Source organism: Actinomyces sp. oral taxon 181, assembly GCF_018370895.1.
Lineage (GTDB): Bacteria > Actinomycetota > Actinomycetes > Actinomycetales > Actinomycetaceae > Pauljensenia.
Genome location: NZ_JAGYZL010000006.1, coordinates 69,946 through 90,911, shown reverse-complemented (window position 1 = coordinate 90,911; position 20,966 = coordinate 69,946). Strand labels below are relative to the sequence as shown.

17 protein-coding genes and 1 tRNA gene are annotated in these 20,966 nt (G+C 56.5%); 12 read left to right on the top strand and 6 right to left on the bottom strand.

The annotated features are described in order from the left end of the window. The first annotated feature begins 54 nt into the window (after positions 1-54). Positions 55-1,044 carry a class C sortase gene (locus KHW85_RS04260; protein ID WP_291458924.1) on the top strand — a complete coding sequence of 330 codons (990 nt, stop codon included), beginning with the start codon at positions 55-57 and terminating at the stop codon, positions 1,042-1,044. Here KHW85_RS04260 and KHW85_RS04255 read toward each other — a convergent pair. After that, positions 1,006-2,646 (bottom strand): L-serine ammonia-lyase, iron-sulfur-dependent, subunit alpha, encoded by a 1,641-nt coding sequence (locus KHW85_RS04255; protein WP_291458923.1) that lies wholly within the window; start codon positions 2,644-2,646, stop codon positions 1,006-1,008. The genes KHW85_RS04260 and KHW85_RS04255 overlap by 39 nt on opposite strands. Before the next feature lie 173 nt (positions 2,647-2,819). Here KHW85_RS04255 and KHW85_RS04250 point away from each other — a divergent pair, with 173 nt between their 5' ends. The 5 genes from KHW85_RS04250 to KHW85_RS04230 all read left to right on the top strand — a co-directional run bounded on the left by KHW85_RS04250 (position 2,820) and on the right by KHW85_RS04230 (position 6,611). Next, on the top strand, positions 2,820-3,302 hold the full coding sequence (locus tag KHW85_RS04250; RefSeq protein WP_009407833.1) for an S-ribosylhomocysteine lyase: 483 nt from the start codon (positions 2,820-2,822) through the stop codon (positions 3,300-3,302). A gap of 45 nt (positions 3,303-3,347) precedes the next feature. Then, positions 3,348-4,112, top strand: coding sequence for a 5'-methylthioadenosine/S-adenosylhomocysteine nucleosidase (gene mtnN, locus KHW85_RS04245; protein ID WP_291458922.1), 765 nt, complete (start codon positions 3,348-3,350; stop codon positions 4,110-4,112). Positions 4,113-4,139: 27 nt separating this feature from the next. Then, the gene (locus tag KHW85_RS04240) at positions 4,140-4,610 is read left to right on the top strand and encodes a low molecular weight protein-tyrosine-phosphatase (RefSeq protein WP_291458941.1); all 471 of its coding nucleotides are present in this window, start codon (positions 4,140-4,142) and stop codon (positions 4,608-4,610) included. After that, the gene (locus tag KHW85_RS04235) at positions 4,607-5,455 is read left to right on the top strand and encodes a hypothetical protein (protein WP_291458921.1); all 849 of its coding nucleotides are present in this window, start codon (positions 4,607-4,609) and stop codon (positions 5,453-5,455) included. The genes KHW85_RS04240 and KHW85_RS04235 overlap by 4 nt, the downstream gene beginning before the upstream one ends. 97 nt (positions 5,456-5,552) lie before the next feature. Further along, a complete protein-coding gene (locus tag KHW85_RS04230) occupies positions 5,553-6,611 on the top strand; it encodes an ROK family protein (RefSeq protein WP_178705853.1) in 1,059 nt (352 codons plus the stop codon). 89 nt (positions 6,612-6,700) lie between these two features. Here the strand turns inward: KHW85_RS04230 and KHW85_RS04225 are convergent, their stop codons facing one another. The 4 genes from KHW85_RS04225 to KHW85_RS04210 all read right to left on the bottom strand — a co-directional run bounded on the left by KHW85_RS04225 (position 6,701) and on the right by KHW85_RS04210 (position 13,476). Then, positions 6,701-7,249: a phosphoribosyltransferase gene (locus KHW85_RS04225; RefSeq protein ID WP_009407838.1), complete on the bottom strand. Its 549-nt coding sequence runs from the start codon at positions 7,247-7,249 to the stop codon at positions 6,701-6,703. 72 nt (positions 7,250-7,321) lie between these two features. Continuing rightward, entirely contained in the window at positions 7,322-7,843 is a 522-nt protein-coding gene (locus tag KHW85_RS04220; RefSeq protein WP_178705856.1) for a SprT-like domain-containing protein, read from the bottom strand. Further along, the gene (locus KHW85_RS04215; RefSeq protein ID WP_366494699.1) at positions 7,840-12,651 is read right to left on the bottom strand and encodes a DUF3418 domain-containing protein; all 4,812 of its coding nucleotides are present in this window, start codon (positions 12,649-12,651) and stop codon (positions 7,840-7,842) included. The genes KHW85_RS04220 and KHW85_RS04215 overlap by 4 nt, the downstream gene beginning before the upstream one ends. 45 nt (positions 12,652-12,696) lie before the next feature. Next, on the bottom strand, positions 12,697-13,476 hold the full coding sequence (locus KHW85_RS04210) for an alpha/beta fold hydrolase (RefSeq protein WP_009407841.1): 780 nt from the start codon (positions 13,474-13,476) through the stop codon (positions 12,697-12,699). Between the two features lie 168 nt (positions 13,477-13,644). Between KHW85_RS04210 and KHW85_RS04205 the strand changes: the two genes are divergently transcribed. The 5 genes from KHW85_RS04205 to KHW85_RS04185 all read left to right on the top strand — a co-directional run bounded on the left by KHW85_RS04205 (position 13,645) and on the right by KHW85_RS04185 (position 18,366). After that, on the top strand, positions 13,645-13,935 hold the full coding sequence (locus KHW85_RS04205) for a hypothetical protein (RefSeq protein ID WP_048712395.1): 291 nt from the start codon (positions 13,645-13,647) through the stop codon (positions 13,933-13,935). A gap of 18 nt (positions 13,936-13,953) precedes the next feature. Continuing rightward, entirely contained in the window at positions 13,954-15,102 is a 1,149-nt protein-coding gene (locus KHW85_RS04200) for a VIT1/CCC1 transporter family protein (protein WP_291458920.1), read from the top strand. 117 nt (positions 15,103-15,219) lie between these two features. Beyond that, positions 15,220-15,960 carry a trimeric intracellular cation channel family protein gene (locus tag KHW85_RS04195; RefSeq protein ID WP_048712392.1) on the top strand — a complete coding sequence of 247 codons (741 nt, stop codon included), beginning with the start codon at positions 15,220-15,222 and terminating at the stop codon, positions 15,958-15,960. Continuing rightward, the gene (locus tag KHW85_RS04190; protein ID WP_291458919.1) at positions 15,957-17,489 is read left to right on the top strand and encodes an amino acid permease; all 1,533 of its coding nucleotides are present in this window, start codon (positions 15,957-15,959) and stop codon (positions 17,487-17,489) included. Before KHW85_RS04195 ends, KHW85_RS04190 begins: the two co-directional genes overlap by 4 nt. 196 nt (positions 17,490-17,685) lie before the next feature. Continuing rightward, positions 17,686-18,366 carry an HNH endonuclease family protein gene (locus KHW85_RS04185; protein ID WP_291458918.1) on the top strand — a complete coding sequence of 227 codons (681 nt, stop codon included), beginning with the start codon at positions 17,686-17,688 and terminating at the stop codon, positions 18,364-18,366. A gap of 117 nt (positions 18,367-18,483) precedes the next feature. Here KHW85_RS04185 and KHW85_RS04180 read toward each other — a convergent pair. Then, a tRNA-Arg gene (locus KHW85_RS04180) sits at positions 18,484-18,556 on the bottom strand. A gap of 275 nt (positions 18,557-18,831) precedes the next feature. Between KHW85_RS04180 and KHW85_RS04175 the strand changes: the two genes are divergently transcribed. Continuing rightward, positions 18,832-20,757 (top strand): solute carrier family 23 protein, encoded by a 1,926-nt coding sequence (locus KHW85_RS04175; protein WP_291458917.1) that lies wholly within the window; start codon positions 18,832-18,834, stop codon positions 20,755-20,757. Positions 20,758-20,966 lie beyond the last annotated feature (209 nt).

Below are 20,966 nucleotides of genomic sequence, written 5' to 3'. Positions count from 1 at the left end.
TCCCGCACCCGTTTCTATACAATCAACGCAACCCCCCCATTTAAAAGGCGACTCATGAGCGAGAACGAGATCCACGCAGACGACAGCCTCTCAAATACCCAGGTTCAGGAAGAGGTATCTAAAACTGCGGAAGAACGTGGTCAACGCATTCGCAAGACCCAACGCCGCCGTCGCCTCTTCACAATTCTTCCGCCCGTTCTGCTGGTGCTGGGGATTCTGGTTCTGCTTTATCCCGTTATCGCGACCTATCAGAACAACCTCGAACAACAGCGCATTGCCAAAGCATTCAGCGCCGAACAAACCAACCTTGGTCCCGATGTACTAAAAGATGAACTCGCACGTGCTGACGAATACAACCGCCACGCCGCCGAAGCGCCGATCCTTGACCCCTGGTTGGAATCTCAACGGCCCAACACTCCCCAATACTCCGATTACCTCTCACAACTTAACGTGAACCCTGTGATGGCAACCGTTAAGGTTCCTTCGGCCGATATCAGCCTTCCGATCTATCACGGCACCGAGACCTCGACTCTTGAAAAAGGCGTTGGACACCTTTTCGGAACCGCGCTCCCCGTCGGCGGTGAAGGAACCCACACGGTCCTCACCGGCCACTCCGGACTGGGCAGTGCAACCATGTTCGACCACCTCAACAGCGTTAAAGTCGGTGACGTCTTCTACATTGAAGTCTTAGGGCGTCACCTGAAATACAAGGTCACCGACATCCGAACCGTTCTCCCGAACGAAACAGAGAGCCTGAACAAAGTTGCCGGAAAAGATCTCGCAACTCTGATTACCTGTACGCCCTACGGCATCAATACTCACCGTCTCCTGGTTACCGGTGAACGCGTCCCTATGGATGATCAGCAAGTTGCTGCAGAATCGGCAAAGGTTGAACCCGCAGTCGTTCAGACCTGGATGATTGCCGTCGTTGTCGGCATTATTGCCGTGCTCATGACGACTGCAGTGCTGTGGTTCCTCGCCCGTAAGAAGCGCAAGAAGCGGAGATCAACACTCCACAACGTTGACGGCCAGGCCGCCCGCTGAGGTCTCCTTGTACTTTGAGAGCATGTCGTTTCCTGTCTGACGCATTGTCTCAATGGCGACATCCAAGGACACGGTGTGGCGGCCATCGCCCCACAGGGCCATGCGAGCAGCGTTGATTGCCTTAACAGCAGCAATCGCATTGCGCTCAATGCAGGGGATCTGAACAAGCCCGCCAACGGGATCACAGGTCAATCCCAGAGAATGCTCCATGGCGATCTCGGCAGCGTTCTCCACTTGCTGAGGGGTGCCGCCCAGAGCTTGAGCGAGCCCTGCAGCCGCCATTGCCGAGGCCGAGCCGACCTCTCCCTGACAGCCGACCTCAGCACCGGCAATCGATGCGTTCGTCTTGATCAAAGCGCCAATCGCAGTCGCGGCCAATAAGAACTCGTGAACCGATGCGCGACGGCAACTGGCAGACTCTGACGACTCATCCAGAGGAAGCTCTGAGATCCCAGCCAAATTCGAGGGGGAGAAGTCGGGGAAACTTGCTCCGGCCTCGGGACAAAAAGCAACGAGGTAGCCCAGCACTGCGGGGATCACGCCGGCTGCGCCATTGGTGGGTGCGGTGACGATCCTGTGCCCGGCCGCATTTTCTTCATTCACAGCCAGCGCGTAGAGGTTGACCCAATCCATGGCGCGCAGGGGATCTTGCATAACCCCGGCCCAGCCTCGGCGCTCACTCGCCGAAAAAGCTTTCTCGGCGCGTGCGCGCAATTGTGCGGCCAAGGCGTTCGCCCGCCGAGGAACATCCAGTCCACCGGGCAAAATACCGGTGGAGGAAATCCCCGCCTCAATCGCGTGGAACATCGTGTGCGCGATCTGGTCGAGATAGGCATCCAAGGCCATTTCGGAACGCGCAGAAAGTTCATTTGCGCGGACAACATCGGCGATGGATTGGCCTGAGCGTGCGCATTGCGCTAAAAGCTGTGCGGCCGTCGAGAAGGGATAGGGCGCGGGAGTACACATTCCCGTTGTCTCTTGTGCAGAGGCCAAGGATGCGATCTCGGGGTGCTCAGGATCGTTATTCGTCTGGGCCATGACGAAGCCGCCACCCACCGAATAGTAGGTGCGCTCAAGGACCAAGCTCTCGCCTGCGTAAGCGGTGATTGTGAGCGCGTTGACGTGGTAGCTCAGGACCGTGCGCGGAAGAAAACGGATATCAGACTCGATATCAAAAGGAATTTCCCGGCCACCCGCAAAAGGAAGACGGCCACTGGAAGCAATCTGGGGAATCAGACTCTCGACTGTTTCAATGGACACGGTTTCAGGGTCATATCCCGCTAATCCCAGCAGTACCGCACGGTCTGTGTTGTGACCTCGTCCGGTTGCGCCAAGGGAACCAAAAAGGTCAATGGTTACGTGAGACAGATGCGAATAATCGGGAAGTGCACACAGCTCTGTAGAGAAGGCGAGGCCGGCACGCATCGGACCGACCGTGTGTGAAGAAGAGGGACCAATGCCGATTGAAAACATATCGAAAGCGGAGAGCGGGCGAGGGGCCTCGCTGGCGGGAACTTCACCGGCGACAATGGCTGCAGGTGTAGGGGTGCCTGCGCTGTACTGATCGGGAGAAGTGACATCAATCGACGGCTGAAGATCCATGCCTCTATTGTGCCTGAAAATAACTGGAGATGAACGACGGTGATTACTCATTCGCTCCGCTGCAATGAAGCGGAGTTTGCAGCGAAAAGCCCATCATTGATGGTGTTCTATACAACGTGCGGCATCCGAGACTCGCCCGAGCACGCCACCTAAATCCCGATAAACTGGGTTTCATGAGTGAACGTATGAATGTTGAGTCCTTTAACCTCGACCACCGCACTGTCCTTGCTCCTTACGTCCGCGTCGCAGATCGGAAGACTCTTCCCGGCGGCGATGTCTTGATCAAGTACGACGTCCGTTTTACCCAGCCCAATAAGGCACACCTTGAGATGCCCACGGTTCACTCCATCGAGCACCTCAGCGCTGAACTGATGCGCAACCACACCGATAAGCTCATCGATTTCGGCCCCATGGGTTGCCAGACCGGCTTCTATGCCCTCCTCCTGGGCGTTGAGACTGAGGAGTTCCTGCCTATCCTGCAGGCGACTTTCGAAGATATCCTCAATGCCACTGAAGTTCCTGCCGCAAACGAGGTGCAGTGCGGCTGGGGTGCAAACCACTCCCTAGAAGGCGCGCAGGAAGCCGTTCGCGAGTTCCTCAATCACCGCGACAAGTGGCTGGTTGTCACTCAGGATGACGCCGCGGCAGCAAAGTAATCATTCAGACCTGACGGCCCCCAGACACTTCTCAGAGAGGTACTCATGTCCCTGACCTTGACCCTTTCGCGCCAGCTTCCCGAGGTCGACGCCTTCATTCAGTGCGCGATGGTGATGGAAGCCCAGCCTTTCTTGGACGCTCTTGCGCCTCTTCCCGGTTCTCACGCGGTTGAAACCCTTGTTGTGGGCGCCGATGGTCATCACCAGCAGAGCTACGCCCTTGGTCAGCTCGAAGGCCACACCGTCGTCGTCATCACCTCGGGTATTGGTATTGCGAACGCGGCAGCAGCAGTGGCCCGAGGCCTGACCCTGGCCACCCCGAAGATCGTGATCGCGGGTGGTACCGCGGGCGGTCTTGAGGGCGGAATCCAAGTGGGTGACATTGCGGGAGCGATCTCCACGATCTACAACGATGCCGACGCTACTGTTTTCGGCTATGAGTTGGGTCAGATTCCGCGTATGCCCGTCGACTACCACTCCTCGCAGCGAGCGATCGACGCGCTCGCGGGCCTCAACGATGCCCAGCCGCACCACGTGCGCACCGGCCGCATCGTTACCGGCGACTCCTTCGCCTCGGAAAAGGTCGTTGCCCGTATCCGCGCAGGCTTCCCCGATGCGCTGGCTGTTGACATGGAAACATGCGGCATGGCCCAAGTGTGCTGGTCCAACGGCGTGGATTGGATCTGCCTGCGTGCGATCTCGGATCTGACGGGAGAAGGCGCTGACGAGGACTTCCACATGAATGGTGAGAAGGCCGCATACCACTCCTTCGAGGCCATTTGCGCCTACCTCTCACTTTTCAGCAAGTGAGCTGATCCCGTGTCCTATCGCGTCCTTATGGTGTGTACCGGCAATATCTGCCGCTCGGTCATGGCCGAAGAAATCCTGCGTGAAGTCGCCGCACAGCGTGGGCTTGATGTTGTTGTTGATTCGGCCGGGATTAGCGATGAAGAGCATGGACACGGGATCGACTCTCGTGCTGCGCGAGCGCTGCGAGAGGGCGGGTATCGCGTCCCCTCACACCGAGCCCGCCAAGTCGAGGTGGGGGAGCTTCAGCGCTGGGATCTGATTCTTGCGATGACTTCCTCCCACCTTCGCGCCCTCGAAAGGCTTGCAGGAGGGCCCGATCCGAAGATTCGCATGTTCCGTGAATTTGAGGTGAGTGGGGAAGAGTTTAGCCACGGGTGTGACCTCGATGTTCCGGACCCCTGGTACGGTGATTATTCTGATTTTGAGGCCACTCGTGAGACCATTGAGAACTGCACTCCAGCCATCATTGAGTACATCATGAGGAGCACAACTCGGTGACGAAACGAAACAAGCGCATAGGCGCGCTTGTCGCACTTTGCGTAGCGGCGGCCTCGACAATCGGGATAGCCGGCTGTACGGACACAACGCCGCAAGAGCAGCCGCAAGAAACAGCTTCTGAGGCGCCTCGCGGGATTCCTTTGGACTACTCGGGTTTTGACCCGGAAAACATCATGTCTGATGCCGTGCTGGATGACTCGCGCGCTATGAATGACGAGCAGATTGCTGCTTTTATCAACGAAAAAGGGGAGGGCTGCCGCGCGGGACGGGTGAACGACCAGGATGTTCCGTGTCTAAAGGACTTCAAAGCCGTCACCGAGACTTTCCCTGCTGATGAGTATTGCCCATGGGGATACCAGGGCGGCGAAGAGGAAAACGCTGCGCAAATTATTGGTCAGTCGGCACGTTCATGTGGAGTAAACCCGCAAGTTTTGTTGGTGACGCTGCAAAAAGAGCAGGGTCTGATCTACGCGTCGGGTGGAATGTTTCAGTGGTTTAGCTATCCCAGCGCGATGGGATATGCCTGCCCGGATAACTCGACCTGCGACCCGGATTATGCCGGTTTTCAGCGGCAGGTTTATTACGCCGCACGCCAGTTTGCGATCTATCGGGTGAGGCCTGAGCGTTTCCGTTTCCGTGCGGGAGAAAGGGTCGAGGCCCGCTATGGTCCCGCCGAAGAATGCACTTCCGTTGAAATCACTCCGGCTAATCGTGCAACCGCCAGTTTGTACAACTACACACCCTATGTTCCCAACCAGGGGGCGCTTGCGGGACACGGTAATGACTGCTCGGTCTATGGCAATGCGAATGTTTATGGTTATATGCGGGCCTGGTTTACCCAATAATGTTGAAATCCGAGCAATTATAGGTGGTCATGGTATACACTGAGCGCGCTGGGTACGCCCGTGTCTAGGTGACGAAGAAGTTATCAAGAGGTGCGCGATGGAGCCATACGATATTCACAAGAAGACTGCCGACCCTCCGGGGCCGCCGATTCACATACCGCATTTCAAGCGCTCTGATGAGTGTGCTGTTGGGATTGCGCTGTTGCCTGGAAGGGTCCATACCGTTGTGATGGATCGCTCTGGGCGTGCGCGCGAAGAGCGAGCGCGAATCATTGAAAATAATTCGAATGCCATTCTTGCCACGATTAACACTCTCTGCAGTGAGATGGCAGAAAGCGTTCGTTCATATGGGGATATCAAGGGAATTGGCCTATCCCTCGATGGGAAAGTGATCGATGGGCGAAGGTGTACGGTCGAAGAACTGGGATGGTTGGACTTTCCGCTACTCGATTCAATCTCTGGACAGGGCGGACTTCCGCTTTCTCTTATCAACAGTCTTGAAGGGCTGGCAAGGTACGAAGCCATATACGGTGTCGGACAGCGTTTGGATAATTTCCTGATCGTTCAGATCGCGGAAAACGTCTGCTACGTTGAAGTGAAGAATGGCGCAATTTGCCCTGATCCCGCTGGAAATTACCGAAGAATTGCTCACCTTCATCTTGAGGGAAGCAATGCGGTATGTGCACAGGGGCATTACGGATGTGTCAGTGGGTCGCTGGTTCCTTCAGCCGTTATTGGGCAGGCGCGCGCAGCCCGTATAAGTGCTGGTGATACTGATCGGCCACGTGATATCGAAGAACTGATTCGTATGGCACAGGGCGGCGATCAGGCCTGCCGAAAGGCGATTTTGAGCTTTGTTCGCAACCTTGCGAGGTTTCTGGAGCGGCTCAGTGAAATGACCAAGATTGATCACATCGTCCTTGATGGAAGCGCAGTGCGGATTCTTTCCTCGGAGTGGGCGGTCCTCTTTGAGGACGAGCTCTTCACTGTGGGTTCTCAGGGGGAAGTGCTTCCGGTTGTGATTCGTCGTGCCAGTGAGGATTCTCGCTGGGCATGTGGGGCGGCGGCGTATTTCTTTGAGTCGTGTGATCACGGAAGACGAAAAGTGCCTGGGGGTGACTTAAGCGGGAGTTATGTGCCACTCATTGCGGTGTAACCGGCATCGATTGGAAAATACCGGTCGTTTAATGAAACGGGACTGCGAGCAGCGCGCAGTCCCGTATTATTCATGCTCGAAGTTGAGTGTTACTCGGCCTCGACCACAGGCAAAACTGACCAGGGGAAGTTGATCCACAGAGCGGTCTTTCGCCAGATGTAGTCCGGTTCGATGATCGAGACAGGCTTCTTGTAAATAACAACCGAGCGAGCGTCGACCTTTGCGTGGGTCTTCCCATCAAGGCTCAGTCCGTCTTCGTCGATCAGTTCCATAACCTTCTTTAGGGTTTTACCCGAGTCAGCGACATCATCGACAACGAGTACCTTCTTGCCATCCAGAGCCGAAACATCCATCAGCGGAGGGAGAACCTGAGGCTCATCCAGAGTCTCACCCAGACCGGTGTAGAACTCAAGGTTCATAGTTCCGATGGCCTTCACACCCATTGCGTAGGCGATTGCTCCAGCGGGGATCAGTCCACCGCGCGCAATTGCAACGATCAGGTCGGGCTTCCATCCGGAATTCACGATCTGCTGTGCCAGCTCGCGTGCTGCGTCGCCGAACTCTTGCCAGGTCAGGTTTTCGCGTTCTTCGCCAGTGTTGGTCGTTGCGCCGTCATCGAATGGGGTGGAGGCAGACATGTATACGTCCTTCAGCAAAAGTGATCAGGTGAATGGACATATGGTAACGCCCGTCAGTACGTTTACGCATTGTTATCCATTTGGGTGACCGTATCGTCTCAAACTGCGTAGTTGGCGAGCATACTGTCCGCCGGGTTGACGAGGTTGTCCTTTATGGGACCAGATAAAGATTCGCGAGGCATCAAAAGTGCGTGAACACGCACCGCAAGAGGTGACCCGTCGGGGAGCTGAATATAGTTCCCGCCGTGTTCCGCAGACGGGGCATACTCCCACCCATGATGGCCGAGGCGAGGGCAAGTATGCCGATAAGCGCGCACTATCGGGGGCACCAAGTTGGCGAGCTTTCGCCTGCCAGATCGCATCGTGATGATGTGAGGCGCCAACTAGAGCGTGGGCAATTTCGTGCAGGATGACTCCACGTACCGTTTCCGCATCGTAGAGGTCAACCAACGGCCCCGAAAGGCGAATTTCGCGAAGTGTATGGACGCATGCCCCCGCGCGTCTACGCGCACGATCAAATCGCAGCGACCAGTCTCTTAAACCGTGGTGATCCATTAATTCACGTGCCATTGCGCGTGCGTCTTCACGCTTCATATGGCCTCGTGAAGACGATCAATCGCTGCCAACATGCGTTGAGGTGAAATCTTGCGCGCGGTCCCCAGTTCTTGCGCAAATAGAGAAACGCGCAGCTCCTCACGCATCCACAAAAGTTCTTCAAATGCACTGGCGTGGCGCGCGTTGAAAGGACGCGTATCCATGAGCTCGCGAAGTTCATTGAGCTCGTTATCGACCTGCGCTAGGGCCTGGACAGACCCCTCGTCACGTGCAAGATCGGAAGGTGAACGCAAAGCTTTACGGACGCGTAAAGATTGAGCCTGAATGTATCGCGGAAGGTTACGAAGGCGCTCAATAGGTGTTGCTGCAATGAATCCATCAAATACCAGGGAATGCGCGACCCTTTCGGCATCCTCGCGGAGTGCGCAATAGGCCCGTGCATCCGCAGTCGCAAGGGTATCTTGTAGCTGCGCCCAGGATTCCATCGCGCGCACAACGACTTCAATAATCGAATAAACCTGGTCTTCGTGTAGATCCCTCACGCGCTGGGAAAGGTCGTCAAAGCTTGAGCGATTACGTACCGTCCATAGCCCTTGATTTCCGCTCAGAGATACCGTGAGCGTGCGCACGCTTGCCCACTGCGCATCTGCGATCAGAGCCTCGCTGCTTCGATAGGGAGTTGAGGTCAGCATGAGTGCCTCGCGTCCACTCCAACGCGTTGAGACGCGCTTGGTCGATAGCTGAACGCGGCGTAGGACGAGGTTTGCCACACCCAATCCGTGTTCACTTCTTGCCTGCGAAGCATTTGCCATGACACGCACACCTGCCAGCGGATTCTCGGGCTTCCCTTGGGGGACTAAAGCCGGGAATGCGCGAATTGTGAGCCCCTGTGCTTGAGATTCAATCGAGGGTGGCAAAGGGGTGGTCGGGAAATCCTCAAGATCGTCGGCGAAAAGTTCACTTCCGGGAGTGCCCTCGCTACCATCGATTGTTCCCGAGGCCGTCGCTTCCTTCCTTTGCGCGCGAGCTTTTTGCTCGCCAGGCGCAGTCCTTGAGTATCTCCCAGACTCAGGCTTTGGTTTCGCATCTGAGCGATGTGCACTGCGTTCTTGTGCTTCGGTCAATGCTTGGCGAACGGCCGTTCGCAATGCGCTATCGGTCGCACCGGCCAAGGTGCGTTTGAGATATCCCAGATCTTTCCCGCTTCCCAGTTCGCGTCCTTGACGATCGTGGACAACGAAGGTCATGAGCAGGTGATCGGGAAGTGCGTCGCGCATGGTGTGGATATCAGAATCGCTCAGGTCAACGCCTCGCAGCTCACGGATTGCACGCGTGAAAAGTTCGTCGAAGGATGCCGAGTGAGTCTGTGCGGTAGCGGTGCGGGCTCCACCGGGATTTTGAGTGGAAGATTTCGGGGACCTATCAGAGCTTTGAACTGAGGAAGCTGCGGAAAGATCACGGCCTTGACCCCGTTCGTCTTTCGTTGACGTACTGGCCTTGGACAGGCGCTTATCGCTACGACCCTGACCTGTTTTCTGTCCCCATGCCGCTAGGCGCCCAAGAGCGGCGCTCAACGAGGCGGGATCTTTATCAGGAATAGCGCCAGCGGAACTCTCACCAGAGTGTGCGTGATCAGGCTCTTTGTGAGCACTTACTCGGCCGTCTCGGAAATCATCAATCCACGTGGCAAGGCTCTTTGCGACTTCGGGAGCGGGTGCAAGTAGGCGGCGCTTGGCCTTGGGAAGAGCGCGTATTGCCTCGGTGATGAGTTCTTCGCGCATACCCGGTACTAACCAATCGGTACCCTCATCGCTTACGCGACCCAAGGCCTCGACGGGAATGGACATCGAAACACCATCGCGCGGGGAGCCAGGGTGGAACTCATAGGACAGGGGAAGGCGAAGCTCTCCCTGCTGCCAATGGTTAGGGAAGCCCTCTCCGGTCTGGCCCAGGCCTCGAGGAAGAAGAAGCTCAGGAGGATAATCCAAAAGATGAGGATTCTGGCGCTTTTCGTTCTTCCACCAGCGATTAAAGTGCCCTGCAGAGATGATCGAGGCGGGGAGGAGATCGTCAAAGAAACGCTCCAGCGCCATTTCATCGGCGACGAGGCCGTGGGTGCGGCTGCGACGTTCGGTTTCCCGTGCCCGCTCGATCGCCTCGTCGTTGCGACGTTGGAAGGCATGACGCTCACGCCACTGACCCTGAACCAGCGCGTGGCGGATGAACATTTCACGAGCGAGCTCGGCAGCGGTGATTGGGCTTTGCTGGGCGATCGCAAAAGGAGAATCTGTGGGAACAGCGCCTCGGATTGACCCCAGGGGAGTAGATCCCAGTCGTCCCAGCAACACCGAGCGGTCTGCGATCAATGTCAGCCCGTAGAGCATCACTTTTTCTTGAACGTACGCCGCGCCCCGCGAAGAATTCCACGTGGGTTCGGAATAGACATGGTTGAGTAGGTCTTTTGCCAATGGCTCGACCCATTCGGGGCGAATACGGGCGACCGTACGTGCAAAGAGTCGCGAGGTCTCAACCAATTCCGCGGTCATCACCCAATCGGGATGGCCAGTGATTCCCGAACCAGGCCAAATGGTGAAGTGAGTGCCTCGGCTACCCGTATAGTCTCGAGTTGCCGGATCCCACGCGCCCAGACTGGAGAGAAGACCAACGAGGATCGAACGGTGAATATCGTCGGTGTCGACCGCGCTGGTTGAGCGCGTGAAGGCAACTGCAGCCTTCGCTGCGGCGTCCGCAATTCCCGTACGTGATGCCTGCTCGACTACATCACCCGCTGAAGGCATCCCCAGTGGCTCGGTGTTGATGCCGATGCTGCGGGCCATATCGCGCAGCTGGTGGGCGATATCGCGCCACTCGCGGAAACGCAGGTAGTGAATGAATTCTGCCCGGCACATACGTCTAAACGCGCTACCTGAAAGATCGCGCTGTTGGACGTGCAGGTAGCGCCATAAATTGAGGTAGGTCAAGAAATCGGAGTGGGAGTCAGCAAAACGCGCGTGTGCCGTATCTGCAGCTTCTTGGTGTTCCAGTGGGCGCTCGCGGACATCCTGAATCGATAGCGCAGCAACGATCACTAAAATTTCCGACGCGCATCCTGATTCATGCCCAGCGATCAGCATGCGGCCCAGGTGCGGATCGATGGGAAGGCGAGCTAAGTCGCGACCAATGCGTGTGAGCTCAAGTCCTTGGTTTCCCTGTGCCAGCGCGGAAGAATCGGAGTTCTTTGACGAATCCAGCGGGCGCAGTGCCCCGATTTCAATGAGCTGATTGATGCCATCGCGGATCGCTCGCGAGTCCGGCGCATCGACGAAGGGGAAAGACGCAACGTCTCCCAACCCTAAAGCGCTCATCTGTAAAATGACCGAGGCCAGCGAGGTACGCAAGATTTCCGGCTCGGTGAAGTCTGGCCTCGATGCGAAATTATCAGCGGAATACAGGCGAATCGCGATACCGTCCGCAACGCGTCCGCAACGTCCAGAACGCTGATTTGCGCTGGCCTTTGAAATCTCTTCGATGGGTAGGCGCTGAACCTTGGTCTTATTGGAATAGCGCGAAATTCGCGCCATTCCCGGATCGATCACGTAGCGGATCCCCGGAACCGTCAGCGAGGTTTCAGCGACGTTTGTCGCCAGAACAATGCGCCGATGGCTGTGTTCCTCAAAAATCCGGTGTTGTTCCGCGGAGCTGAGGCGCGCAAATAGGGGCAAAATTTCGATATCTGCGGGGCTCTTCGAGTGCGAGATATCCCTGGGCGCGCGGTTGCCCAGGTGATCGCGCAACGCCTGTTCGGTATCACGGATATCGCGCTCACCGGGAAGAAATACCAAAATATCCCCCGGGCCCTCGCTGCATAGCTCATCGACCGCATGGCAAATTGCGGTTTCGACGTCGATGTCTTGACCCGCGCCGTAGCCCTCCAGAGCAAGGGGATCATCTGGGTCCTCTAAAACCAGTTGTTCGACGCCGCTTCCAGTGCTTTCTTCCTCGATTGCCGAGGCCGTGGCCGGGCTGCTTTCAGCGGGCTGAGCATCGGGGGACGTGCTTGAGGAGGAATAGGAAGCCGGGGTGTCGGCGGCAAGGGGACGGTAGCGGATTTCAACCGGGAAAGTACGACCCGAAACCTCAATGACCGGTGCGGCTTCAATGAGCGTTCCCTGTCCAATCGGACCGTTCCATCGACCGAAGTGGCGCGCGAAACGATCCGAGTCAATGGTCGCTGACGTGATGATGACCTTGAGGTCGGGGCGCAAGGGGAGCAAGCGCGCAAGGTAGCCCAAGATGAAATCGATGTTTAGGCTGCGTTCGTGGGCCTCGTCGATGATCAGGGTGTCATAGCGACGCAGCATTGGGTCCGATTGAATTTCTGCCAACAAAATACCGTCGGTCATGAGTTTGACCAAAGTGGTGGGACCGACCTCATCGGTGAATCGCACCTGGTAGCCGACGACCTCGCCGGGCTCTTTGCCCACCTTTTGGCCAAGCTCAGCGGCAATGCGCTCTGCAACCGAACGCGCTGCAATACGGCGAGGCTGGGTGTGCCCGATCATGCCGCCTACGCCTCGGCCTAAGTGAAGGCAAATCTTTGGGATCTGCGTGGTTTTTCCCGAGCCGGTTTCGCCGGAGATGATGACAACCTGATGCTGCGAAATTGCCTGTGCAATTTCGTCACGTCTTGCGCTGACCGGAAGATCGGGGAAAGAAATCAGTGGAATCGCAGCGGCCCGAGCAGCAAGCTGTTCGGGTGTGAAAGGGCGGAAAGGCGCGGATGCATGAGGGGAGCGACCCCTGCGTGAATGTGCGCGCCGGCGCCTTGGCTGCGATGAAGTGGACACCCCTTCAGGGTAACGAAGAACTTTCGCCACAGCTGGGTGTGTACGTTACTGGCGGAACTCCCCACTGGGCTCTGCCCACAGATGCGCCCACTCAAGCGCGGCCTCGAGAAGGATTTCTGGATGTTCACCGGCACCAAAACGGGTATCGTGAACCATTTCAACCCGAGAGCCGTCGGGAAGACGGTGGAAAGCGTCGCGCGTCAGATCAACCAGACCCAAATCGATATCGTCGGCATCGTGGAGGATGAATGCAGGTGCGCCCTTCGGATCGATGATTGAAGAATCGACCATGGAAAGATCGGCCAGCGTCTGCTTGGAGATCGTGAAAAATTCGCGAGGCCCATCGGAGTCGTCCGGGATCCGGGTTTGGCCGGTGTGCTCCAATTCGTCTAGTTGGCTATTGGAAAAAATTGCACTCCAGTCGTAGGAGAGCGGGCCAAGTACCGGAGCAGAAAGAAACAGCGCGGTCGCATGAATCAGGTGCGCGGCAAGTGCAGTAACCGAGCCAAAAGAGTGACCGTGAATAATCTGGTGGGTGAAACCCTGATCGGCAAGCCAGCCCGATGCAGCCTGGAGGTCCTCGATCTGAGACTCGCGCGTAATCACCTCGTCATCGGAGCGTCCATGCCCCGAGTAATCGAATTGGAGTGTCGCGTACCCGGCCTTGCGATAGGCGCGGGCGAGCTCATCGTAGTGTCCACCCGAGTGTTCATCTGCAAGAAAAGAATGCGAAAACAGGACAGCGGCGTCCCGTGAATCTACGGGCTGAACGAAAGTTCCCGACAGGGTGATCCCTCGGGGTGTGTTCATACGTACTTCGCTCATACCTCCACGGTACTGGTTTCATAGAAGATGTGAAATACCCCGTCTCATAACGTGCGAAAAGGTAAACAAGTGGCGTGTTACTTTGGGGAACTACTAGGCTAGTTTTTATTCGATAGTCACCATCGCACACCGGCGCGTACGCGCCTGATAGCACAAGAAAGACGCATCATGGGAACGAAAATGGGAATCGCTGTCGGTTTCGGGATCGGCTACGTGCTGGGGACCCGAGCGGGGCGTGAACAATACGCGCGAATTTGTGCGTGCGCGGGAAAGCTCCGTCGCTTCCCGTTGATCGCTCGTCCTCTAGATGCTGCCGGTGAAAAAATGTCTGCGCTTGTGCGCACCCAGGGTGAGAAGGTCACGGATAAAGTTGCCGACGCGGTGAAGGAACGACTCTTCCGCATGCCGGCCGCCGAACCGGAGATTACCGAAGATGATCTACCAACCTACGCGGGCTGAGGCGCGGGCGCATTCACAATGACTGATTCCCATCACACTGAAAAGCAAGCTTCGCGCGCGCAGATTCGACGTTGGCGCCGCTACCTGGCCGAAGAACGCATGGAGGCGCATACCTATCGCGCACTTGCTGAACGTCGGACGGGCGAAGAACGTCAGGTACTCCTTGGCCTTGCCGAGGCCAAGGGTCGCCATGAGGAGTATAGGCTATCTCTGCTGGGGGAGCACGCACTTCCCGCACCGCATCCTCCGCTTCGTACCCGAATTTCATCTGCACTGGCCTACATGTTCGGGACGATTTTTATTCTGGCGATGGCCCAACGAACCGAGGAACGTTCCTCATATGATGACGACGCTGACGTTCCAGCGGCGATCGCTGCCGATGAGCGTCTGCATGTCGAGGTTGTTCGTTCACTTGCACAGCGTTCCCGTGAATCCCTAGCGGGTACTTTCCGGGCTGCGGTCTTTGGGGTGAACGATGGTTTGGTATCAAACCTTGCGTTGATTCTGGGAGTCGTTGGTGCGGGACTGAGCTCGCAAGCGATTTTGACGACGGGAGTTGCTGGTCTGCTTGCGGGTGCAATGTCCATGGCTGCCGGTGAATGGGTCAGCGTGAGTTCTCAGCGCGAGCTATTGGACGCATCGATTCCAGATCCCGGTGTTGATAACACTTTGAATGAAGTCGATGTCGATGCCAATGAATTGGCACTGCTTTTCCGCGCTCGCGGGGAAGATGAGGAAAGCGCGAAGGCACACGCAGCAGATGTCTTCGCAAAACTTGCAAAATCTGATCGTCGTTCGGGTGGTAATGCCGCTCCAAGTACAGATGGCACAGAGCGACGCCCCATCTTTTCAGCGTACAAGGATGAAGATGCGGGAGCTAGCGAAGAGATCGGTACCCCGGCGCGTGCGGCGGCCTCGTCCTTTATTTGTTTCGCTCTCGGCGCTCTTTTGCCCTTGATTCCCTATATTTTCAGGCTTGATGGATTGTTTGCCGCGGGAATTTCGGTTGTCCTTGTCGGTATTGCGCTCATGTTTACCGGTGGAATTGTTGGTGTGCTTTCGGGTCTTGCACCCGCCCCGCGTGCTTTCCGTCAGCTGGCAGTTGGTTTTGGTGCGGCCGGTGCAACCTACCTGCTGGGTCTTGTCTTCGGTACCAGCGTTTCCTGATCGGGGGCAGTCGCGCGACTGCGCTGCGCTGCGGAGGGGAATGGCCTCGCGCTTGATCTTGGCTACTGAGACTGCGCGTCCACAACCTTGGATTCTGTTGAGAGGTGGAAGACAATAGTGAGCGTGCTCGATACTCTCAATCAAACCTTGCCGGACCTGTTCCGCGTCATCGATCTTCTTGGCGTGCTCTTGAACGGGATCCTCGGCGGACGTATCGCGCGCATTAAACGTTTCGATGCCGTCGGCTTCATGGTCTTGGCCATCATGTGTGCACTGGCCGGTGGAATGCTCCGCGACATTATGCTCGATCAAGGCCCGCCGGTGGCATTGACCGATCCTTTCTACCTAGGGACTGCACTGGTCGGTGCGTTGATCGCTATGCTCTGGCGCCTCGATTCTCGTTTCTGGCGGATTGCGCTGGTGCTGGCTGATGGAACCGTTCTGGGATGCTGGGCGGCCACTGGAGCGCTGAAGACACTGAATGCTGGCCTGGGAGTAGGACCGGCGATTCTGCTGGGAATTATGACCGCCGTCGGTGGCGGCATGATTCGAGATATTTCTGCTGGGATGGTCCCGCAGGTATTTGGCGGAAATAATCTCTACGCAACTCCTGCATTCGTTTCAGCGGCGATCATGGCTGCATTTGGCCACTCGGGCCTGGAACAAATTGGCATGCTGGTTGCGACGATTGTCGGGTCGAGTTTCACAGTACTTGCGCATTGGAGAAAGTGGCAGCTTCCTTCACATAATGATTGGACATTGACCATGACGGCAACGCAGCTGCGGGCACTCCTTCGGTTGCGTTCGCTTGATGAACGTGACGTCAAGAAGATTACTGAGGACAATTCGGATCAATGAGTGCAGACAAGGCTCAGAGCGGAGCAGGATCTACAGTGGAAGGTGCCCGCGGACCGCAGATGGCATCCCCGGGTCATGGCACGCCTCGGTCAAAAGGATTCAAGGCTGCACACCTGTCGATGATGGCGCTGGGAAGCGCGATTGGTGCCGGCTTCTTCCTGGGTACCGGTGTCGCCGTTTCCGAGGCCGGCCCGGCCGTTTTGGTCTCCTACATTCTTGCCGCGTTAATCGTCGTCACCGTGATGTACGCGCTGGCTGAGTTGGCCGCTGCGATTCCTTCCTCTGGATCTTTCTCGACCTACGCCGAGGCAGGCATCGGCCGGTGGGCAGGCTTCACCTCTGGCTGGCTCTACTGGTTCATGCTGATCATGGTGCTTGGCCTGGAAATGACCGGCGCAGCGCAGATCTTTACAGCTTGGTTCCCCAGTGTTGACCAGTGGGTTGTCACCTTGGTCATCGTTGTTGTCCTGGGCGGGATTAACCTGCTGGCGGCCGGCGAATTCGGTCGTGTTGAGGCGTGGCTTGCAGGATTGAAAGTCGCTGCAATTATCTTCTTCCTGGTCGTTGGACTGGGCCTTCTGATGGGCATTATTCCCGGGCGCGCTCAGAGCCTGCATCAGGCTTTCATTGGAAATGGTGGTTTTGCTCCTGCTGGCCTTCCCGGAGTCGCGGTTGGTTTGCTTGCGATTATTACCTCCTTTGGTGGGCTTGAGATTGTTACCATTGCCGCCGCCGAGGCCGATGATGCCAGGCGCGCGATGTCGCAGGCTATTCGCTCGGTGATTTGGCGCATTTTGGTGTTCTACGTGGGCTCCGTTGCCCTGTTAATCTGCCTGCTGCCGTGGAATTCGGATGAGATGAAGACCAGTCCTTTCGCTGCGGTTTTGAACATGGCGGGGATCCCCGCGGTCGGAATGATTATGGAGATCATCGTCTTTGTCGCACTGATTAGTGCTTTTTCTGCGAACATCTACGCGTCTTCCCGAATCGCATACTCGCTGTCCGCACGCGGAATGGGACCGACCTGGATTCTGGGTGCGCGCGTGCACAAAGCTCTTGATGAGAGTGACGAGGCCCTTGGAGTAACCGCGCTTCACGGTGATATTGAGGACGGGCGAACCCCGCGCCGCTCGGTTGCGGTTTCTGTGGCTCTGGCCTTTATTTCCGTCGCCTTGAACTGGTATCTTCCATCGTCAATCATGCAGGTGCTCATCAATGCAGTGGGCATGGTGCTGTTGATCGTGTGGGTGATGATCGTTATTTCGCAGATCCGTTTGCATTCGAAGCTCGAGGCCGAGGGGGTTTTGTCCCTGAGGATGCCGGGTTGGCCGTGGCTTCCGTGGTTCGCTGTTATCGGATTGCTGTCGATCGCGGTTCTGATGATGTTTAACGCTGCCGGACGCGCACAGCTGATCGCAATGGGATCACTGACCCTGATCCTGGTGTGTCTGTACTTTGCGCGTGAGAATCTTCGAAATCGCAAGGCTGCACGTGCTTCAGTCGCGAAGATCGTCGGGAGCGGTGACTAAGACGCTGGTATTTGCGCAGCGGATTTTTCCACAGGATCAACGCTTATTCGGTGTTTTCCACAACTTTGTGGCTCTTAGTGTCTGCGCGCGTTTCCTGGGCCATAGTGGCTGAATAACTGTCAGAAGGAGGTAAGTGTTGATGCGCCGGAAAAGCCCCAGACACTCACGGCTTCTGATGGGGGTTCTTCTTATATGCGTGAGTGTGGGAATTGTCTTCGCACTTGTCCACACTGGAATCGTCGGCGGTGCTTTTGGCGTGTGGGACACAGGGGTGAATAGTTCCAGCGGTCCTTCGGATTCTTCCTTAGGAAGCGTGGATGACAGTGCGAAAGCCCTGGATCAGCTTCCCGTGCTTCAGACGCGCAGTGGATCTGTTCCACGCTATTCACGTGATGAATTTGGTCAGCGATGGGCAGATGTCGACCGAAATGGCTGTGATACGCGAAATGACATCCTTCGAAGGGATTTACGCAGCCTACAAATGAAGACGTCCTCTCCGAACTGCGTGGTTGTCGGGGGAATCCTTGACGACCCTTATACGGGTAGAACGATTGATTTCCACAAGGGTGAAGATTCCTCAGATCAGGTGCAAATCGACCACGTTGTTGCGCTTGCCAATGCGTGGAGCAGCGGTGCGTGGCAGTGGGATGCTCCACGTCGACAAGAGTTTGCGAACGATCCAACAAACTTGCTGGCTGTTGACGGTAACGCGAATCAAGATAAAGGGGCGAGCAGAGCGGATCAGTGGCTCCCACCGAATGCCCGTTATCGTTGCGCGTATGTGCAGCGGCAAATCGTTGTGAAGAGTTCCTGGGGTTTGGGGGTGACCCCGCGGGAAAAGAAGGCGATGAAAGCGGTGCTTGATCACTGTGAATAAAGGGAACGACCGAAGGGGAGTGCCCGTGCAAGTGCCGCGCAGATCTATGCGCCAAGGTGGGGATAGACGGATATAGCAAAGCCCCGACCGGTGGGACGCACCGAGCGGGGCCGCTTGCGCGCTCGAAGGGACTCGAACCCCCAACCTTCTGATCCGTAGTCAGATGCTCTATCCATTGAGCTACGAGCGCATTGCCGTTTGATTGGCTGGGAAATAGTTTAGGCACAACGCGCCTTTACAAGCAAACTCATAAATGCGTCATCAATCACATCGGCCTCTTTTTGCTGCAGAGGAAGTCGCAGAATCTTGCGGAAAAGAAAGAAAATTTATGCGAGTTTGTCAATTAGTGCAACCGAAGTTTCCGTGAAACGGTACTTTCATTGCTTCTTTCGAATGGGTAAGAATTAAGAGGTCCATTTTTGAGCGACATGCAGGAGCAGCGCAATGGCAAATAGCCATCCAAAAATGTCCACCACTCGAATCGACCCGGTCAATGCGGTCCCTTCTTTCCCCAAGCTCACAATCCTCGGTTTTCAGCATGTCCTGGCGTTTTACGCCGGGGCAGTTGTTGTTCCGCTGGTAATTGCAACTGGTCTGGGACTTGACTCGGCTACTACTGTTCACCTGATCAATGCGGACCTCTTCACCTGTGGTATCGCGTCAATCATCCAATCTGCAGGTCTTGGCCCAAAGATTGGTGTTCGTCTTCCCTTGCTTCAAGGCGTGACATTTACGGCTGTTTCGCCGCTTATTGCAGTCGGTTTGGCTGCGGGTGGAGGAGTCGAAGGCCTCGCGTCGATGTACGGCTCGATTATCGTTGCAGGCATTGCAACCTTCCTTGCCGCTCCCTTCTTTGCGAAGCTTCTTCGTTTCTTCCCGCCGGTTGTTACCGGCACGTTGCTAACGGTTATGGGAACGACCCTTATTTCGGTTGCCGCAAACGACATCGTGTACTGGGGAACTGAGGCAGCGAAGGCTGGCGCCGATCCCATTCCTGGAACTCTTCGTGGTCTTGCATACGCTCTGGGCACTTTGGCTGTCATCGTCGTTATCCAGCGTATTTTCTCTGGCTTTATGGCGACGATTGCCGTCCTTTTGGGTCTGCTTGGCGGAACGGTTGTCGCGTGGATTCTGGGGGATGCAAACTTCTCTGCTGTCTCTCAAGCGGCACCGATTGGAGTGACCACTCCTTTCTTCTTTGGAATTCCGAAGTTCTCAGTTGCCGCGAGTATCTCGATGCTCATCGTTATGGCAATTACCGCCGTCGAAACTACCGGTGACGTTTTTGCGACCGGCGAGGTCGTGGGTAAGCGCATCACTCCTGCGCACATTGCGAATGCTCTTCGCGCGGACGGCCTGTCGACCGCGCTGGGTGGTGTCCTGAACTCCTTCCCCTACACGTGCTTTGCACAGAACGTTGGTTTGGTTCGTCTTACGCGCGTGAAGTCGCGCTGGGTTGTTACCGCTGCGGGCGTCTTCATGATCATTCTGGGAATCCTCCCCAAGGCTGGCGCGATCGTCGCCTCGATTCCGAAGCCTGTTATCGGTGGAGCGTCTCTGGCAATGTTTGCAGCCGTTGCTGTTGTCGGTATTCAGACCCTTTCCACTGTTGATATGCGCGATAACCGTAACTCGGTGATCGTCGCGACCTCGCTTGGCTTGGGGCTGCTGGTCACTTTGAAGCCAGAACTCGCCAGCTACGTGCCTTCGTGGATGCAGATTCTTTTCGGCTCAGGCGTGACGATCGGTTCAATCTGCGCGATCATTCTCAACCTGATCTTCTTCCACATCGGTCGTAAGCCTTCTCCGGCTGTTTCACTGGTTGACGGCCGTCCGCTGAACTTGGACGCAATTAATCGTCTTGATCAAGCACAGTTCACTCGCGCCTTTGCTCCCATGTTCTCGGGAGTGACGTGGCCGGTTGAACGTGCGTGGACACACGCTCCTTTCGAGTCGGTCGCTGACCTGCGCCACGCTTTCCAGGATGCAGTAGGCCAGGCTGACCGTGAAGAACAGGAAGCTCTGATTGCCGGCTACACCGACATCGTTGATCTGATTCTGGGTGGCGAGGCCGATGAGCAGGCCCTGCTGGACACCGGTTCGACCCTCTTGGGTGACTTTAACTCGGAGAAGCAGGAAGAATTGCGCGCGCTAGGCCAGGCGTACCATGAGCGTTTTAACCGCCCGCTGATCGTATGCGTCTCGCGTGTGGATTCGGCCGATCAACTTCTTGCTGATGGTTGGCGTCGTGTTGAGGGTTCTGACCTTCGAGAGATCCGCGTGACCTTGAACGAAGTCATGCAGATTGCCGAAAACCGTTTCGAGGCCATGGTTGCCGACGCGAACCCCATCCATTCCGCGTGGGCACATTCCTTTGACCAGTTGAACTGAGGTTTTTTGCCACTAACGAATACTGATTAGCGTTTGCCCCCGGGTGCTCATGCGCCCGGGGGCAAACGTTTGTCGCTCTGCGTTACTCTGCACGGCCTTCGTCCCCTCGCTCTCTCCCCTCCCTCGTTCTCGCCCCTTCGCTCCCTCTCCCTCCCCATCCTGGTTTAGCTCATTCATTCCGGGTCTGTTGCTGTTCTAAGGCGGTAGGT

What these genes read in the sequence shown, in the direction of transcription:
- KHW85_RS04255 (WP_291458923.1), bottom strand. Translation starts at nt 2,646, where the DNA reads ATGGATCTTCAGCCGTCGATTGATGTCACTTCTCCCGATCAGTACAGC.
- KHW85_RS04205 (WP_048712395.1), top strand. Translation starts at nt 13,645, where the DNA reads ATGGGAACGAAAATGGGAATCGCTGTCGGTTTCGGGATCGGCTACGTG.
- KHW85_RS04240 (WP_291458941.1), top strand. Translation starts at nt 4,140, where the DNA reads ATGGTGTGTACCGGCAATATCTGCCGCTCGGTCATGGCCGAAGAAATC.
- KHW85_RS04175 (WP_291458917.1), top strand. Translation starts at nt 18,832, where the DNA reads ATGTCCACCACTCGAATCGACCCGGTCAATGCGGTCCCTTCTTTCCCC.
- KHW85_RS04190 (WP_291458919.1), top strand. Translation starts at nt 15,957, where the DNA reads ATGAGTGCAGACAAGGCTCAGAGCGGAGCAGGATCTACAGTGGAAGGT.
- KHW85_RS04200 (WP_291458920.1), top strand. Translation starts at nt 13,954, where the DNA reads ATGACTGATTCCCATCACACTGAAAAGCAAGCTTCGCGCGCGCAGATT.
- KHW85_RS04230 (WP_178705853.1), top strand. Translation starts at nt 5,553, where the DNA reads ATGGAGCCATACGATATTCACAAGAAGACTGCCGACCCTCCGGGGCCG.
- KHW85_RS04210 (WP_009407841.1), bottom strand. Translation starts at nt 13,476, where the DNA reads ATGAGCGAAGTACGTATGAACACACCCCGAGGGATCACCCTGTCGGGA.
- KHW85_RS04250 (WP_009407833.1), top strand. Translation starts at nt 2,820, where the DNA reads ATGAGTGAACGTATGAATGTTGAGTCCTTTAACCTCGACCACCGCACT.
- KHW85_RS04225 (WP_009407838.1), bottom strand. Translation starts at nt 7,249, where the DNA reads ATGTCTGCCTCCACCCCATTCGATGACGGCGCAACGACCAACACTGGC.
- mtnN (WP_291458922.1), top strand. Translation starts at nt 3,348, where the DNA reads ATGTCCCTGACCTTGACCCTTTCGCGCCAGCTTCCCGAGGTCGACGCC.
- KHW85_RS04220 (WP_178705856.1), bottom strand. Translation starts at nt 7,843, where the DNA reads ATGAAGCGTGAAGACGCACGCGCAATGGCACGTGAATTAATGGATCAC.
- KHW85_RS04260 (WP_291458924.1), top strand. Translation starts at nt 55, where the DNA reads ATGAGCGAGAACGAGATCCACGCAGACGACAGCCTCTCAAATACCCAG.